General features: G+C 69.8%; 15 protein-coding genes. 4 read left to right on the forward strand and 11 right to left on the reverse strand.

What is annotated here, in order from left to right; genetic code table 11:
- Nucleotides 1-30 precede the first annotated feature (30 nt).
- Nucleotides 31-933: a hypothetical protein gene (locus V6V47_RS02585; protein WP_334626311.1), complete on the reverse strand. Its 903-nt coding sequence runs from the start codon at nt 931-933 to the stop codon at nt 31-33.
- Nucleotides 930-1,454: a SigE family RNA polymerase sigma factor gene (locus V6V47_RS02590; RefSeq protein ID WP_334626312.1), complete on the reverse strand. Its 525-nt coding sequence runs from the start codon at nt 1,452-1,454 to the stop codon at nt 930-932. The genes V6V47_RS02585 and V6V47_RS02590 overlap by 4 nt, the downstream gene beginning before the upstream one ends.
- 312 nt (nt 1,455-1,766) lie before the next feature.
- Between V6V47_RS02590 and V6V47_RS02595 the strand changes: the two genes are divergently transcribed.
- The gene (locus tag V6V47_RS02595; RefSeq protein ID WP_334626313.1) at nt 1,767-2,039 is read left to right on the forward strand and encodes a hypothetical protein; all 273 of its coding nucleotides are present in this window, start codon (nt 1,767-1,769) and stop codon (nt 2,037-2,039) included.
- A gap of 27 nt (nt 2,040-2,066) precedes the next feature.
- Here the strand turns inward: V6V47_RS02595 and V6V47_RS02600 are convergent, their stop codons facing one another.
- On the reverse strand, nt 2,067-3,335 hold the full coding sequence (locus V6V47_RS02600) for an Nramp family divalent metal transporter (protein WP_334626314.1): 1,269 nt from the start codon (nt 3,333-3,335) through the stop codon (nt 2,067-2,069).
- A 189-nt stretch (nt 3,336-3,524) separates the two neighbouring features.
- Here V6V47_RS02600 and V6V47_RS02605 point away from each other — a divergent pair, with 189 nt between their 5' ends.
- From V6V47_RS02605 to V6V47_RS02615, 3 genes are read left to right on the forward strand one after another with little or no spacing between them, the layout of a single operon-like run.
- Nucleotides 3,525-3,932 carry a GntR family transcriptional regulator gene (locus V6V47_RS02605; RefSeq protein WP_334626315.1) on the forward strand — a complete coding sequence of 136 codons (408 nt, stop codon included), beginning with the start codon at nt 3,525-3,527 and terminating at the stop codon, nt 3,930-3,932.
- A 32-nt stretch (nt 3,933-3,964) separates the two neighbouring features.
- Complete coding sequence (locus tag V6V47_RS02610) at nt 3,965-4,855, forward strand: ABC transporter ATP-binding protein (RefSeq protein WP_334626316.1); 891 nt, start codon at nt 3,965-3,967, stop codon at nt 4,853-4,855.
- Nucleotides 4,852-5,832 (forward strand): ABC transporter permease, encoded by a 981-nt coding sequence (locus tag V6V47_RS02615; RefSeq protein WP_334626317.1) that lies wholly within the window; start codon nt 4,852-4,854, stop codon nt 5,830-5,832. Before V6V47_RS02610 ends, V6V47_RS02615 begins: the two co-directional genes overlap by 4 nt.
- Nucleotides 5,833-5,878: 46 nt before the next feature.
- On the opposite strand, the gene V6V47_RS02620 is transcribed toward V6V47_RS02615, so the two are convergent.
- The 8 genes from V6V47_RS02620 to V6V47_RS02655 all read right to left on the reverse strand — a co-directional run bounded on the left by V6V47_RS02620 (nt 5,879) and on the right by V6V47_RS02655 (nt 16,607).
- On the reverse strand, nt 5,879-6,961 hold the full coding sequence (locus tag V6V47_RS02620; protein ID WP_334626508.1) for a DNA glycosylase AlkZ-like family protein: 1,083 nt from the start codon (nt 6,959-6,961) through the stop codon (nt 5,879-5,881).
- A 91-nt stretch (nt 6,962-7,052) separates the two neighbouring features.
- Entirely contained in the window at nt 7,053-8,501 is a 1,449-nt protein-coding gene (locus V6V47_RS02625) for an aldehyde dehydrogenase (protein WP_334626318.1), read from the reverse strand.
- A 119-nt stretch (nt 8,502-8,620) separates the two neighbouring features.
- On the reverse strand, nt 8,621-9,340 hold the full coding sequence (locus tag V6V47_RS02630; RefSeq protein WP_334626319.1) for a TMEM175 family protein: 720 nt from the start codon (nt 9,338-9,340) through the stop codon (nt 8,621-8,623).
- Between the two features lie 102 nt (nt 9,341-9,442).
- The gene (locus V6V47_RS02635) at nt 9,443-10,723 is read right to left on the reverse strand and encodes an ROK family transcriptional regulator (RefSeq protein ID WP_334626320.1); all 1,281 of its coding nucleotides are present in this window, start codon (nt 10,721-10,723) and stop codon (nt 9,443-9,445) included.
- Nucleotides 10,724-10,838: 115 nt separating this feature from the next.
- Complete coding sequence (locus tag V6V47_RS02640) at nt 10,839-11,942, reverse strand: sugar-binding protein (RefSeq protein WP_334626321.1); 1,104 nt, start codon at nt 11,940-11,942, stop codon at nt 10,839-10,841.
- 53 nt (nt 11,943-11,995) lie between these two features.
- Complete coding sequence (gene mmsB / locus V6V47_RS02645) at nt 11,996-13,294, reverse strand: multiple monosaccharide ABC transporter permease (RefSeq protein ID WP_334626322.1); 1,299 nt, start codon at nt 13,292-13,294, stop codon at nt 11,996-11,998.
- On the reverse strand, nt 13,291-14,838 hold the full coding sequence (mmsA, locus tag V6V47_RS02650; protein ID WP_334626323.1) for a multiple monosaccharide ABC transporter ATP-binding protein: 1,548 nt from the start codon (nt 14,836-14,838) through the stop codon (nt 13,291-13,293). The genes mmsB and mmsA overlap by 4 nt, the downstream gene beginning before the upstream one ends.
- A 491-nt stretch (nt 14,839-15,329) precedes the next feature.
- Complete coding sequence (locus V6V47_RS02655; protein WP_334626324.1) at nt 15,330-16,607, reverse strand: M50 family metallopeptidase; 1,278 nt, start codon at nt 16,605-16,607, stop codon at nt 15,330-15,332.
- Nucleotides 16,608-16,698: the final 91 nt, after the last annotated feature.

Here is a 16,698-nt window from a genome sequence, read left to right on the forward strand (position 1 = left end):
GGACACGGCGGGCAGCACGGTTCGCTCCGCTCAGCGGGCGACGATCACGTTCTTCGGTCGTTCCACCCGCACCGGGACTCCGTAGTCGGACAGCTGGAGGGTCAGCCGGTGATCCGACTTGAGGGTGAGCCCGGCCTTGGGGCTCTTGACCCCGGGCTTGACCCGCGAGGTGTCCGTGGCCAGGTAGCTCACCTTCGCGATCCGACCGTCCGCCCCGACGGTCACGTCGCCGACCAGAGTCCGGGTGCCGGCGGCGTACTTGTCGTCGTACGTCCGGGTGCTCTCGAAGTGGTAGGTGCGGGCGCCGGTCTTGGTGACCTTGGCATTGGCCTCCCGCAGAGCCGCGAACAGCTCCTTCGGGTCGGCCGACGCGCCGGTCGCACCACCGAGGGCGTCGGCGTACTCCAGGTTGCCGTTGTTCGGCTCCTGCTTCCACGTCGTCGAGCCACTCGAGCCGACGTAGAACGTGCCGTCGACCATCCGCTGGTAGTAGCCCACCCCACCCGGGTTCTGGGTGGTCAGCCAACCGGTGGACCGCGCCGGATCCCAGGCGCCCTCCGCCGTCCCCCAGGCGTTCGGGTCCTCCTTGCTGCCGGTGGTGATCTTCAGTCGGTAACTGACGTTCTCGCTGGCCGTGACCGCCGAGGCCAGTTGCAGTTGCGGCGTGTCACCGGTGGCCGACGGCGAACTGCTGTCCGACGCGGAGGCAGCCGGGTCACCGCCCGGCGTCGAGGCGCCGGGCCCGCCGATGAGCACTGCCGCGGCCAGCGCCCCGACCAGGCCCACCACACCAGCGGCGTACGAGGTGCGCTGCAGCGCGACCCGCCGACCGTGCCTCCGGGTCGCCGCGCCCAGCACGTCCGAGCCGAACGCGACGCCGGCGACCTCCTGGCGCATCCCGCTGGTCAACTGCTCTTCGATGTCGTTGGTCATCTCTTCACTCCGTTCGAGGCCGGGACGTTGTCGACCGTCCAGGCGGCGGTCACCTCCCGGAGGCGCGTCAGCCCCCGGGAGGCGGTGGACTTGACGGTGCCGATCGAGCAGCCGAGGATCTCGGCGGCCTCCGCCTCGGTGCACTGCTCCCAGTAGCGCAGCACCAGCACGGCCCGCTGCCGGGGCGGCAGCGTGGCCAGTGCCTGCACCAGCGCCTGACGCAGATGCAGAGCGTCGGTGCCATCCGGCTGTCCGGGTGGCTCCACAGCGGTCAACACCTCCGGCCGGCGTCGGCGGCTGCGCCACTGGTCCACCGCGAGGTTGTACAACGTCCGCCGGAGGTAGCCCTCCTTGTCACCGTGCACCCGATGCCAGTGCCGCATCAGCCGTTCCAGCGCCCCCTGCACCAGGTCCTCGCCGCCAGCACGGCTGCCGGTCAGCAGCACCGCCGTCGCGAGCAGGGAACTGCCGCGTTCAGCGACGAGGATGTCCAACCCCTCGAAGCGTCTCTTCCACCGCACAGGCTCTCCTTCCGTCGCATCCAAGGACGACGGCTCCGGGCAACAGGTTGACTGATCGCCGAGGATTTCCGCCCGGGGGCGCCCGCGCGGGGGCGCCCGCGCGGCCGCGCTTGCGGTCAAGATCCGCGCCAGAACAGGGAACGTGCTGCGTCAGGCGTCGCGGAGGCAGCACTTTCCCTGACGTTGTACGGATCTTGAGCGGCGCGCTGGGCGGGTGCGCACGGTGCGCCCGGGTAGGAGGCGTGCCGGCGACTACGCCGGGTAGGCAGTGGCCGGGCGGTGTCGTCGACACCCGTCGGACAGGAGGCTGCGATGAGCACGTTCCGGGACGAGCAGAGTGATCCGCTGCCTCCGCCGGAGGCGGACGCACTCGAGCAGCGGCAGGACGCGTTCGACGTGGGCCCGCCGGACCGGGTGTCGGGTGACGTCGACCCGGAGGCGGCCGAGGCCGACCTGGCCGAGCAGGGCGCCCTGCCCGCGGGCACACTCGAAGAGGTGACGTCGCTGCCGGAGGACGCCAACCCGGCGGACGCCCTCGAACAGCGCCAGGAGATCCCGACCCGCGACGAGGGCCGCCGCACGTGACCGAGCCAGCCCAGCTGCCCGGCGGGCTCAGCCCGCGACGACCTGCCAGAGCAGGAAAGCGTTGAGCGCGACGACCAGGGCGGCCACCAGGGACGCGGCCGCGGTGGTGAGCGGGTGGTTGACGAGGTTGCCCATCAGGTCACGACGCCGGGTGAAGGCGACCACCGGGACCAGCGCGAACGGGATGCCGAAGCTGAGGATGACCTGCGACAGCACGAGGGCCCGGGTCGGGTCGAGCCCGATGGCGAGCACGGCCAGCGCGGGTATCAGGGTGACCAGCCGGCGCAGCAGCAGCGGGACCCGGCGGCGTAGGAAGCCCTGCATGATGACCTCACCGGCGTAGGTGCCGACGCTGGTGGAGGCGAGCCCGGAGACCAGCAGGGCGATGGCGAAGCCGAACGCGGCCGTGGTGCCGATGGTCTGACCGAGCCCGGCGTGCACGCCCTCGAGGCTGTCCGCACCGGCCGGGCCGCCGCCGCGGAAGCTGGCCGCCGCGATGAGCAGCATGGCGAGGTTGACCGCGCCGGCCGCCGTCAAAGCCAGCAGTACGTCGGCGCGTTGGCCGCGGAACAGGGTACGGCGCTCGGCGTCGTTCCTGGCGGGGATGCGGTCGCGGGTCAGCGCGGAGTGCACGTAGATGACGTGCGGCATGACGGTGGCGCCGAGGATGCCGGCGGCGAGCAGCACGCTGTCGGTGCCCTGAAGCCGGGGCACCAGGCCGGCCACGGCGGAGCCCGGGTCGGAGCCGGCGGCCAGCAGGTTGGCGGCGAAGGCCAGCACGATGACGCCGAGCCCCACGGCGATGGCGACCTCGAAGGCCCGGAAGCCACGCGAGCGCAGGGCGAGCACGGCGAACGCGGCGGTGCCGATGATGATCCCGCCGGGCAGCAGTGGGATGCCGAAGAGCAGGTACAGGGCGACCGCGCCGCCGATCACCTCGGCCAGGTCGGTGGCCATCGCGACCAGTTCGGCCTGCACCCACATCACCCGGTTCAGTGGGCGGGGCAGTCGTTCCCGGCACAGCTCGGGCAGGCTGCGCCCGGTGGCCAGGCCCAGCTTGGCGGTCAGCGTCTGCACCAGCATGGCCATCAGGTTGGCCACCACCACGACCCAGACCAGCAGGTAGCCGTAGCGGGCGCCGGCGGCGGAGTTGGTGGCGAAGTTGCCGGGGTCGACGTAGGCGACGGCGGCGACGAACGCCGGGCCGAGCAGGATCAGCCGGCCTCGTACCCGGCCTCGGGCTCGGGCGATCTGCAACGGCGTCGCCGTTGGCGCCACGAGTTCGTTGGTGACCATCGAACACCTCCCCGTCCGGACGGATGCCGTGCCCCTCCCCTTCCCGGCCGGCTGGCCCGCCGGTGCCAACGTGTGGCCCGCCCGAGCCACGCCGTCGAATCGCCGGGATGCCCTTGACAGGGGGCGGGCTCCCGGTGAAGCTGTCTATTAGTCCTACTGTCGTAGGACAACAGGGGAGGATCATCTCGAGTGATCGAGTTTGTGCTGGACAGCCGGTCGAAGGTGAACACCTACATGCAGCTCGTGCAGCAGGTGAAACAGGCGCTGCGGGTCGGCCTGCTGGTGCCGGGCGACCAGTTGCCGAAGGTCCGGGACGTCGCGCAGTCGCTGGCGATCAACCCGAACACGGTGCTGAAGGCGTACCGGGAGCTGGAGATCGAGGGCCTGGTCGGTGGCCGACCCGGGGTGGGCACATTCGTGCAGCGCACCCTGGCCGGCGCGTCGTTGCCCAACCAGGCCGAACTACGCGAGGACCTGGTCGCGTGGCTGCACCGGGCGCGGACCGCCGGCCTCACTGCCGAGGACGTCATCGCCCTGGTGGAGACCACGTTGCGGGCCACCCTCGGCGACGACACCCCGCAGAGAGAGCCCGCATGAGCGCGGCAGCGAGCGGAACGAGAGGACAGAGGATGGACATGGTCTTGGAAGCCGACGGGCTGGGCAAGCGGTACGGCAGATCCTGGGCATTGCGGGACTGTTCGCTGCACCTGCCGGCCGGCCGGATCGCCGCGCTGGTCGGGCCGAACGGCGCCGGCAAGAGCACGCTGCTGCACCTGGCCGTCGGGCTGCTCAAGCCCGACGCGGGAGCGGTACGGGTCTTCGGCAGGTCGCCGTACGGTGACACGGACGGCCTGGCCGACATCGGGTTCGTCGCCCAGGACACCCCGTTGTACCGGGATTTCACCGCCGCGGAGTTGGTCACCGCCGGCGGCAAGCTCAACCGGCGGTGGGACGCCGCGCTGGCCCGCAACCGGTTGGCGCAGCTCGGCATACCGCCGGACCGTCCGGTCGGCAAGCTCTCCGGCGGCCAACGGGCCCAGGTGGCGCTCGCGCTGGCGCTGGCCAAACGGCCCCGCTTGCTGCTGCTCGACGAGCCGGTCGCCAGCCTCGACCCGCTGGCCCGGCGGGAGTTCCTCCAGTCGCTGATGGGCAGCGTGGCGGACGGTGACACCACTGTCCTGCTCTCCTCGCACCTGCTGGCCGACCTGGAGCGGGTCTGCGATTACCTGATCGTGCTCAACGCCGCCCAGGTGCAGCTCGGCGGCGCGGTCGACGACCTGGTGGCCGAGCACCGGCAGCTGGTCGGCCCGCGGCACGACGGCGGCCCGATCGGGGGCGTCGCCGCCGTCGTCCGAGCCAGCCACACCGATCGACAGTCCACGTTGCTGGTCCGCACCGACGGCCCGGTCACCGATGCCGCCTGGACCGTCCGCGAGGTCGGCCTGGAGGACGTCGTCCTGGCCTACCTGGCCGACGGCAACACGCAGACCAGTCACAGCGAGTGGGGAGTGCCGGCATGATCTGGCTGACCTGGCGACAGCACCGCAAGTTGGCGTTCTTCACCCTGCTGGGGTTCGTGGCGCTCGCCGCCCTGATGGTGCCGATCGGCCTCTCGATGCGGCACACCTTCGCCGACCTGGGGCTCGCCGAGTGCATACGCCCCGTCGCGACCAGCGAGGCGGCCGCGAACGCCTGCAACGCGGGCTTCCACCGCTTCACCAACCAGTACGGCAGCCTGAACCTGGTGGCGGTGCTGCTGATCACCCTGCCGGTGCTGGTCGGCCTGTTCTGGGGCGCTCCGCTGGTCGCCCGCGAGGTGGAGCACGGCACGCACCGGTTCGCCTGGACCCAGGGCGTCGGCCGGACCCGGTGGGCGCTGGTGAAGTTCGGGCTGGTCGGCGCGGCCGCGGTGCTTCTCGCGGTCTGCTACGGCCTGGGCATGTCCTGGTGGGTCGAGCCGCTGACACAGGCCACCCAGGAGGGCCGGCTCGGCATGATCGTCTTCGACCTGCAGGGCATCGCCCCGATCGGCTACACCCTCTTCGCCGTGGCGCTCGGCATCTTCGCCGGCACCGTCTGGAAACGGATGCTGCCCGCCATGGGCATCACCCTGGCCGGGTACGTCGGCGTACGGGCGGCGGTCGCGATCCTGGCCCGACCGCACTACCAGCCCGCCCGTACCCAGACCTTCCCGATCGAGGGGGAAGGGATACCGGAGTTGAGCCGAGGCGACTGGATTCTCTCCATGGGCATCCGGAACGCCGACGGGACGATGGTGGCGGAGGACACCCGGATCCAGTGCCCGCCGGGTGGCAAGGGCCCGACCGGCAAGGCCTGCGGCGAGGAGCTGGGCATCGGGCCGGGCGCGTACAACTGGGAGCTGTACCAGCCGGCGGACCGGTTCTGGCTGTTCCAGACCATCGAGACGGGCGTCTTCGTCGCTCTCGCGCTGATCCTGCTCTACCTGGCCGTCCGCCGGGTGCGTCGGATCGCTTGATCGACGGCGGGTGATCGCCGGGGCCACGGAACCCGGCGATCACCCATCAGCGCAGGCCCTCGGCGGTCAGTTTGAGCCAGGCCGCGAGGTCGCGCAGCTCGTCGTGCACGGCCCGGGTCAGCGCCAGGGTGAAAGGCACGTCCTGGTGGATGGCGTGCACCGCGAGAACGCCGCGCCGGCGGTCCGCCGTGGCGTCCACCTTCCCGACCAGCCGGTCGCCATGCAGGATCGGCAACGCGAAGTAGCCCCACCGCCGGTTGGCCTTGGGCTTGTACATCTCCAGCACGTACTCGTACTCGAACAGCTCCGCGAGACGGACCCGGTCGTGCACCAACCGGTCGAAGGGCGACAACACCGCGGTACGCCCCGAGAAGGGTTGACCAAGCGCGGTCGGATCCACCCGCCAGACACCCGGAACGCCCTCGACGACCGCCGCCTCACCGGCGTCGCCCACGTCCGCCGGCTCCCCCGGGACGATCGTCGTCTTCGCCCGTGCGATGCCCAGCGCCCGCAGCCGCCGCTCGTTGCGCAGCCGCTGCGCCTGCTCGAGCGGGACGACGGCCGTGTCGACCGGGTAGACCCGCTCCGCCACGGCCCAGAGGCGTTGGCGGCCCTGCCGGCCGGCGATCGCGACCTCACCGCGGCTGACCAGGAACTCCAGCATCTGGGTGACGTTGCGGTTGTTGGTCCAGCCGGACGACGGCCACGGCACCACGCAGGTGTCGGGGATGTCGCGGGAGAGCAGCGGCCCGGAGCGGCCGAGCAGGTCGAGCACGTCGCGACGGAACGAGTCGTTGCGGCGTAGCCACTCGCGCTGCCGCTCGTGACTGGGCCAGGCGGCCATCGCGGCCCGGTAGAGCCCCAGGTCGGCCATCGGCCGCACCATCGCCTGGTGCTCGAACAGCGTCCGGTCCCGCTCCAGGGCCCGCTGCAGATCGGCTGGCTGGTATGACGAGCCGAGCCTGCTCCAGGCGACCAGGTCGGCGCTCGGCGCGACGGCGGCGGTCGGGTCGATCTGCAACAGCGTCAGCTGCCGCACCACCGTCAGCAGGTCGGTCGGTCGCGGGGCGGCCAACAGTTGGGCCCGGACGGCGATCCGCCGCGCCTGCGTGCGATCGAGCTGGTGCATCACGCCGCCGAGCCTAACGGCGACCCCCGACACCGCGTCGACGAGCGACGTCATCTCGACGGCGACCGGCTGGACTTCCGGTACGTCCAGCTCACCGCCGACGGGTGACGGTCTTGTACTCGAGGTATCCGCTGAGCCCGACCATGCCGTACTCGCGACCGATGCCGCTGGCCTTGTAACCGCCGAACGGTCCGTCGAAGCTCATCGGCGAGCCGTTGATGGTCACCGTGCCGGTACGGATGCGACGTGCCACCGCCAGGGCCCGCTCGGTGTCGGCCGACCAGACGCCCCCGGAGAGGCCGTACTCCGAGTCGTTGGCGATCCGTACGGCGTCGTCCTCGTCGTCGTACGCGATGACGGCCAGGACGGGCCCGAAGATCTCTTCCTGGGCGATCCGCATCCCGTTGTCGACGTCGGCGAAGAGCGTGGGCGTGACGTAGTTGCCCCGCTCCAGGCCAGCCGGGACGCTCGGTCCGCCGGTGACCAGGCGGGCGCCTTCCGCGATGCCCAGCTCGATGTAGGAGATCACCCGCTGCTGCTGGTCCGGGCGGATCATCGGGCCGACGAACGTGTCCGGGTCGGACGGGTCGCCGACCTTCAACGACTCCACCAGGCTGGTCAGCGCCTCGACCACCTCCTGGTAGCGGCTGCGGGGCGCGAGGATGCGGGTCTGCAGGATGCAGGCCTCGCCGTTGTTTCCCAGCGAGCCGAACCGGAGCCCCTGCACCACGGCCGGTAGGTCCGCGTCGTCCAGGATCACCGCGGCGGACTTGCCGCCCAGCTCCAGGCTGACCCGCTTGAGCTGCGCGCCGGCGGTGGAGGCGATCTGCCGCCCCGCGCGGGTGGACCCGGTGAACGAGATCTTGTCGACACCCGGGTGCGCGACGAGGTGCGCGCTGGTCTCCCGGTCGGCCGGCAGGATGCTCAGGACACCCTCGGGCAGCCCTGCCTCGGCGCACAGGTCCGCCAGCAGCATCATGCTGATCGAGTTTTCCGGCGACACCTTCAGCACGACGGTGTTGCCGGCGAGCAACGCCGGGACGATCTTGGCGGTGGCCGCGGAGAACGGGCTGTTCCACGGGATGACGGCGGCGACCACGCCGATCGCCTCGCGCCGCACGATGGTGTCGTAGGGCGCGGTGGGGTCGCTCGGCTCGATGGTCTCCTCCCAGCCCAGCTCGGTGGCCGCCTTCAGATAGGCGGTGACCTGGCGGGTCAGGAAGGGTTGGCCCATCCGGGTGAACCAGAGGGCGGAGCCGTTCTCCGCCGAGATCGCTGCCGCGACCTCGTCGGCGCGGGCCTCACGCAGGTCGTTCAGCCGCTGGATGACGGCCTGCCGCTGCTCGGGGGTGGTGTGCGGCCAGGGGCCGTGGTCGAACGCCGTCCGAGCCACGGCGACCGCCCGGTCGATGTCCGCGGTGGTGGCCTGGGCCACCCGGCCCAGCAGGGACTGGTCGTGGGGCGAGCGGATGTCGAGCAGGTGGGGATCCGCCGGGTCGACCCAGGCTCCGCCGATGTACAGCTTGTCGCGCACGATCATCGATTCACTTCTTTCCGGTCGGGTACGGGGTACGCCCACAGGGCGGCCCGCCGGCTAACTGCCACACAAATGTAGCACTTCCAACCAGTACCGCATACAAGGTGAGGCGCGAGTGCCCGTTAGGTCAACTCCCCCGGCGCCAGACTCACTTTTCGCGTCGGGAGCCAGAGCACCGGGACCAGCACGACATAGAAGAGCAGTCCGAGCGTGGGCACGATCGCGCCGACGAGGACGCCAGCGGCGTTCAGCAAGGGTGCAAGCAGGAAGCTCCGGGTGGTCGCCCGCACCCCCTCCGCATCGAGACCGGGCCGGATCCGGCGGTGCCCATGGCTGGCGTAGAGCCAGATCGCGTTGAACAGAACCGAGCCGACGCCGAACGAGAGGCCGTAGAACACCACCGCCGCTCGTTCGCCCTGACCGTCCCTGAAGGCGTCCGCCAGCACGGAGGTGGAGAACGGCAGGAAGGCCACGCTCATCAGGAACGACGTGTTGAGGAACAGCAGCACTCGGTCATGGACGACGATCTGCCGGTACAGCAGGTGGTGGTCCGCCCAGATCTCGCCGATGAGCAGAAAGCTGATGACGTAGGCGAGCAGGGAGGGCCACAGCTCGATGAGCCCACGGGCCAGGTGCTCGGTGTCCGCCGGCGGACGGAGTTCGAGGACCAACAGGGTGATCGAGATCGCGAACACCGCGTCACTCAGACTGATGAGCCGGCCGGACGGCGGCCGTTCACCGCCCGGCGTACGGGCCGGATCGGTCACGTCCGCCCGCGCCGACCGTTGCGGAGCACGGTCGCGCCCGTGTCGTGCCGCCTCCAGGAACCACCCGTCACGCACCAGAAGCGTAGGGCACCACGACCCGGAATGGCCCGGATAGCGCGGTACCCCACCCCTGCGCGCCTGAGCTGTCTCGCGGGGTTCGGTCAGGTCACCGAGGTGTCACCGGGCGCCCGGCCGCGCCGGGTCGTCGGTGGTCGCTGCCTGCCCCAGGACGCCGACGTTCAGCGGATCGGCCAGCAGCTTGTCGAAGGCCAGTTCGGCGGCGCCGATCAGGACGGCGTCGCGACCGAGTGCCGCCGCCCGCAGCCGCAGGTGCTCACGGGAGAGCGGCAGCGGCATGGCGTCCAGACGACGGCGGACCGTCTCCGCGCCGGCGGTGAAGATGTCCCGGAGCGAGCCGCCGAACACCACGGCGTCCGGATTGACCACGTTGACGAGGTTGGCCACGCCGAAGCCGAGCCAGTCGGCGACCTGCTCGACCGCCTCCCGGGCGGTGCGGTCGCCGTCGGCCGCCGCACGCAGCACCTCGGCCACCGCCTCGCGCTCGCCGGGGTCCCGACCGGCGTGCCGCAGGAGGGCGGCCTCACCGATCTCGGTCTCCCAGCAGCCGCGTGATCCGCACCCGCAGGGCAGGCCGTTCGGGTTGACCACCATGTGGCCGACCTTGCCGCTGTGGCCGCGGTGGCCGATCACGAGCCGACCGCCGACGATGATGCCGGCACTGATGCCGAGATCGCCGTGCAGGTAGATGAGGTCGTCGATGCCCGCCGCCACGCCCCGGACGTGCTCGGCGAGGCCAGCGATGTCGGCCAGGTCGCCGGCCACGAAGCCCGGGCAGTCGGTGAACTCGGCATCGAGCGCGGCACCGAGGGTCTCGTCGACGCTGGCGATCCGGATCTTGCCGTCCGGGTCCCGGGTGGTGTCGGTCACCGCGACCGCCCCACCGACCAGCAGGGTCTCGGCGGCGACGGAGCGTTCCATGTCACGGACGAGGTCGGCCAGCGGCCGAACGGCGTCGACGGCCGACATGCCGGCGGGCCGGTCGACCTCGCGCAGGTCGAGGATGCGCCCACCGAGGCCGACCCGGGCGGCGCGCAGCCGGCCCGCGTCGATGCTCAGCGCGTGCGCGTAGACGCGGTCGGAACGGGGGCTGACCACCAGCGAGGGGCGGCCGGCGCGGCGGGCGGTCGTCGGTGCCTCCTCGGTGACCAGGCCGCTGGCGACCAGCTCGGCCGAGAGGACCCCGATGGTGCTGCGGTTGAGGCCGAGCCGGCTTGTCAGCTCGGCCCGGGACGTCGGCCCGTGCAGGTGAACGTAACGCAGGACGGCGCCGAGGTTCTGCCGCCGGATCTCCTCCTGGCTGACGCCGGGTACCGACGGCAGCGGGGATTCGGCGTTGCGGCCGACGCCGGCTGGCCTGGACCGTACTGGTGTCTCCACGGTCAGACCTCCTTCCGGATCGGTGCCGGGTGGTGGTGCGGGGGTGCGAGGACGACGATGGGTCCCGGAAGAGAAGATCCGGGACCCATCGGCGTTGCTGCCTACCTCGCGGTGCTTACTTGGTGAGCGGCGCGAGCTTCGGGTCGTTGGCGTACGCCTCAGCCGCGTTCGCCTTGGTGACGGCGACCGGCGGGAGCAGGTACGTGTCGACGACCTTGCTGCCGTTGTTGTAGGACTTGGTGTCGTTCACCTGCGGGGTGTTACCAGCCTGGAGGGCCTTGACCATGTTGATGGTCTCCTTCACCAGGTTGCGGGTGTCCTTGTTGATCGTCATGTACTGCTCGCCCTTGACGATCGACTTGACCGACTCGACCTCGGAGTCCTGGCCGGTGACGATCGGGGTCGGCTTGCCGGCACCCTTGACCGAGGTCAGGATCGCGCGGGCCAGGGTGTCGTTCGGGGAGAGGACGCCGTCCAGCTCCTTGCTGCCGTACGTCGAGGTCAGCAGCTGGTCCATGCGGGCCTGCGCACCCTCGGCCTTCCAGCCCTGGATGGCGGTCTGCTTGACCTCCTTCTGGCCCGAGGCGACGACGACGGTGCCCTTGTCGATCTCCGGCTTGAGCACGCTCATCGCGCCGTTGAAGAAGACACCGGCGTTGTTGTCGTCCGGCGAGCCGGAGAACAGCTCGATGTTGTACGGGCCGTTCGGCTTCTTGGCCTTCATGCCGTCCAGCAGGGCCTGGCCCTGGAGCTGGCCGACCTTGAAGTTGTCGAACGCGACGTAGTAGTCGAGGTCCGGCGTGTTGGTGATGAGCCGGTCGTACGCGATCACCTTGGCACCGGCGGCGTGCGCCGCCGCGACCTGGGTCGCCAGCTGCGCGGCGTCGGTCGCGCCGATGACGATGACCTTGGCGCCCTTGGTGGTCATGGCGGTGATCTGGGCCTGCTGGTCGGCGACCGTGGTCGACGCGCCGGCGTACTGCACGTCAGCCTGGAAACCGGCCTCCTTGAGACCGTTGGTGAACAGGTCACCAGCGAGGACCCAGTTCTCCGAGGTCTTGGCCGGAAGGGCGACACCGATCAGGGAGTTCGCCGCGAAGCCCTTAGCGGCCTCGCCCTTGGTGCCGGAGTCGCCGTCACGGCCGGAGCCGCAGCCGGCGAGGGCCAGCATGGCAGCGGCACTGATGGCCACCACCGACGTGCCGAAGAATTTACGCATGAGGGGACTTGCCTTTCTGAGTGATGTGAGACGGGGTGGAAAGTCGGTGGCCGTCAGCCGGACACCGCTGCCTTGGCGGGCTCGCGCTCCGCGTCCGGCGGTGAGGCGGGTGGACCGGAGTCGGCGCGCCGGAAGGGTCGCGTCAGGCTTCCGATGATGGAGAACCGGCCCTGGCTCTTGTTGTAGACGTCGATCGCGACGGCCAGCAGCAGGACCAGGCCCTTGATGATCTGGACCTTGTCGGTGCCCACGCCCTGGAGCTGGAGGCCGTTGTTGAGCACGGCCATGACGAGACCACCGACGATCGAGCCGCTGATGGTGCCGATACCGCCGGCGACGGCCGCGCCACCGATGAAGACCGCGGCGATGGCATCCAGCTCCCAGCCGTTGCCGTCCTGCGGGCCGGATGCCTGCGAACGGGCCACGAAGATCATGCCGGCCAGGGCAGCCAGGACGGACATGTTCATCATGACGAAGAAGTTGACCCGCTTGAGCTTCACACCGGACAGCTCGGCCGCCCGGGAGTTGCCGCCCACCGCGTAGATGTGCCGGCCACCGGCCGTGTTGCGGGTGTAGAAGGAGTACGCGATGACCAGGGCCAGCAGGATGAGACCGGAGATCGGGAAGCTGGTGCCGACGCGACCGCTGGCGAAGCGCAGCGAGGCGAAGGCGATCACCCCGACCATGATGGCCATCCGCAGGATCGAGATCCACATCGGCGCCGGATCAGCGTCCATCGCGCGCCGGGTCTTGCGTGCCTGCAACTCGCGCCACACCACGGCGATCGCGGCGGCCAGGCCGAGCAGCAGCGTGGCGTTGTTGTAGCCGGTGTCCGGCCCGAACTCGGGCAGGAAGCCGGAGCCGATCTCCCGGAAGCCCTCCGGCACCGGGATGCTCTGCGCGTTGCCGATGAACTGGTTGCCACCGCGGAAGAGCAGCATGCCGGCCAGGGTGACGATGAACGCCGGTACTCCGATGTATGCCACCCAGAAGCCCTGCCAGGCGCCGATGATGGCACCGATCGCCAGGCCGAACAGGATGGCGACCGGCCAGGGCAGATCCCACTCGGCCATCGACTTGGCGACCAGAATGCCGGCGAACGCGGCGATGGAGCCGACCGAGAGGTCGATGTGCCCCGCCACGATCACCATGAGCATGCCGATGGCCAGGATCAGGATGTACGAGTTCTGCTGGAACAGCGCGATCAGGTTGTCCGACCGCAGGGTCAGTCCATCGGTCCAGATCTGGAAGATCAGGACGATCGCCACCAGAGTGAAGATCATTCCAAACTGGCGAGCGTTGGAGGTGGTTCCTCCGAACAGGTTCTTCTGAAGGTCCTTCAATCGGCTCATCGTGTGGCCATCTTCTTCGTCGAGGTCATCTGCTTCATGAGGGTTTCCGGGGTGGCGTCGGCCCGGGCGATCTCGCCCGTGATGGCGCCTTCGAACACGGTGTAGATGCGATCGCAGAGCCCGATCAGCTCAGGCAGCTCCGAGGAGATGACGATGACGCCCTTCCCCTGGTCGGCGAGTCGCTGGATGATGCCGTAGATCTCGTACTTGGCACCCACGTCGATGCCGCGCGTCGGCTCGTCGAGGATCAGCAGGTCCGGGTCCGTGAACATCCACTTCGCCAGAACGACCTTCTGCTGGTTGCCGCCGGAGAGCTTGGAGACGCCCTCGTCGACCGTCGGGGCCTTGGTCCGCAACTCCTTGCGGTACGCCTCGGCCGCCTGGTACTGCTCGACCTCGCTCAGCACGCCGTGGTGCGAAATCTTGGACAGCTTGGCGGCCACCGTCGACGTCTTGATGTCGTCGAGCAGGTTGAGGCCGATCGCCTTGCGGTCCTCACTGACGTACGCGAGCCCGTGGTGGATCGCGTCCGCCACCGACTTGAGCACGATCTCCTTGCCGTCCTTGATGATCGTGCCCGACTCGAACACGCCGTAGGAGCGGCCGAACACGCTCATCGCCAGCTCGGTGCGGCCCGCGCCCATGAGCCCGGCGAAGCCGACGATCTCGCCGCGGCGCACCGTGAAGCTCTCGTTCTTGCAGACCTGCCGCTCGGCGGAGATCGGGTGCCGGACGTTCCAGTTCCGGACCTCGAAGAAGACCTCACCGATCTTCGGAGTGTGGTCCGGGAACCGGCTGCTCAGCTCGCGGCCGACCATGCCCCGCACGATCCGGTCCTCGTCGACCCCGTCCGCCTTGACGTCCAGCGTCTCGACGGTCTTGCCATCCCGAAGGATGGTGATCTGGTCGGCGATCGCCTCGATCTCGTTCAGCTTGTGCGAAATCATGATCGAGGTGATGCCACGCGAGCGGAAGCCGCGCAGCAGGTCCAGCAGGTGCCGGGAGTCGGCCTCGTTGAGTGCGGCCGTCGGCTCGTCCAGGATGAGCAGCTTCACGTCCTTGGCGAACGCCTTGGCGATCTCCACGAGCTGCTGCTTGCCGACCCCGATGTCCTTGATCAGGGTGTCCGGGTCCTCTTCGAGACCGACCCGGGCCATCAGGTCCAGCGCCATCCGGTTCGCGGCCTTCCAGTCGATAGCGCCCCGCTTGCGCGGTTCGTTACCCAGGAAGATGTTCTCGGCGATCGACATCCCCGGGATGAGCGCGAGCTCCTGGTGGATGATCACGATCCCGGCGTTCTCGCTCGCGCGGATGTCGGCGAACCGGGCATCCGTACCCTGGTAGACAATCTGGCCGTCATACGTGCCGTACGGGTAGACCCCGCTGAGGACCTTCATCAGCGTGGACTTGCCCGCGCCGTTCTCGCCGCAGATGGCATGGATCTCGCCGGCGCGAACCACCAGGTTGACGTCGGAGAGGGCCTTGACTCCGGGGAACTCCTTGGTGATGGATCGCATCTCAAGGAGGATGGGCACGTCGCTCATCGCTCGTACCACCTCGCCAACGTCATCGGTGCCTCCGGAAGGTTGAACCTTCACTCGGTTTTGTTGTTGACGGCAACGTATTGCGGCGAGCGGGCCATCCGCAAGGCGAGGGCCTGTTGAAAATGTAACAATCCGGTAATATCGATGTAGCGCAGTGTTCGCCCGCCACAGCGGCCCCCGGGGCCCCTCGCGGCACCCCGTGACCGCCCCACCGGCCTACTCGACCGGCCACCGGGCCCCTATCGACCCCGACCACTCGCCGCCAGGCCACCACCAGGCACAACCCACTGGGGCCGGTGGCAGAGTATCCGGATAGAGCGCTCTCCGCCATCGACCGTCCATGATCCGGGAGCCCGCCCGACAACGTTGGCATCGAGGACATGACGGGCCGGTGGCCCTGATGTGACCCACGCCTCGCCCGGGTCCGCCCGGCCCGAACGGGAGTCATGCCAGCCCCGACCAGCGCCGCGTCGCCCCCGGGGGATCGACGGTCAGTCGGGCAGCGTGATCGGGTTGATGATGTCGGCCAGCAACGTGAGCAGGGTGAAACCCGCGAAGATCAGGATCACGACGTACGTCAGTGGCATGAGCTTGACGTAGTCGACCCGGCCCGGATCCGGCCGGCCCAGCCGCCGGTAGAGCAGTGAACGGGCCCACTCGAACCAGCTGATCGCGATGTGTCCACCGTCGGCGGGCAGCAGCGGCAGCAGGTTGAACACCCCGATGAAGAAATTCAACGCGGCCAACAGCAGGAAGAAGGTGGGCCACTCGCCGCGGTCGGAGAGCTCGCCGCCGATCCGGCTCGCCCCCAGCATGCTGATCGGCGTCTCCGGGTCCCGTTCGCCGCCGGTCACGGCCGCCCACAGCGCCGGGATCTTCTCCGGGACCCGCTGCAGGGAGTGCAGGGTGTTGGTGAACATCAGACCGGTCTGGTCCGCCGCCCGGCCCAACGCGACAACCGGCCCGGCCGCGCTGGTCGGCACGATCGGGGTGACCCCGAGGACGCCCACCTGCTCCAGGTCGGCCGGGGTGATGTCCTCGATCGACCGGTTGGGATCGCGGACCACGTCGAGCCGGACCCGCTCGGCCAGCGGCAGGGTGACCGCCGCCGTCCGGTGCTGCCCGTCCCGGAGAAAACTCACCTCGACCTGCCGGCCGCCGGCCGCCCGGACCGCGGCCGTCATGGTGTCCCAGCCGCGGAGTGCCCGACCGTCGATCGCGGTGATGACGTCCCCACGCCGCAGCCCGAGCTGAGCCGCCGCGCTGGCCGGGTCCGCACCGGGCCGGCACTGCCGCTCGGTCTTGGTGGCCGGGTCGACGCTCCAACTCGTCTGGACGCACGGCGAGGTGGACCCGACCTGGACCGGCTCCGACTGCAACTTCGCCACGTCCGGCAGCGGCACGAACGCGAAGAGGCCCCAGAGGATCAGCGCGCCGAGGGCGAAGTGCGTCATCGAACCGGCGGACATCACGATCGTGCGCTTCCACACCGGATATCGCCACATGGCCCGCGGCTCGTCCGCCGGGTCGACGTCGTCGGCCTGTCGGGTCATGCCGACGATCTTGACGAACGCCCCGGCCGGGATGGCCTTGATCCCGTACTCCGTCTCACGCCGCCGGAACGACCACAGCGTCGGGCCGAAGCCGACGAAGAACCGGGTCACCTTCATGCCGAACATCCGGGCGGTGCCCATGTGCCCGGCCTCGTGCAGGACGAGGGACAGCAGAATGCCGAGGGCGAAGAGCACCACACCCATCGCGTACGTCATGTCCCGGCGCCCGCTTCCCGTCGCTCCGCACGGCCTGTGGTCATCCTAGGGAATCGTCGTCGTGGATGTGACCTAATGCGGCCGACCGCCT

Origin of the sequence: Micromonospora sp. CPCC 205539, assembly GCF_036906815.1 — a bacterium.
GTDB lineage: Bacteria > Actinomycetota > Actinomycetes > Mycobacteriales > Micromonosporaceae > Micromonospora.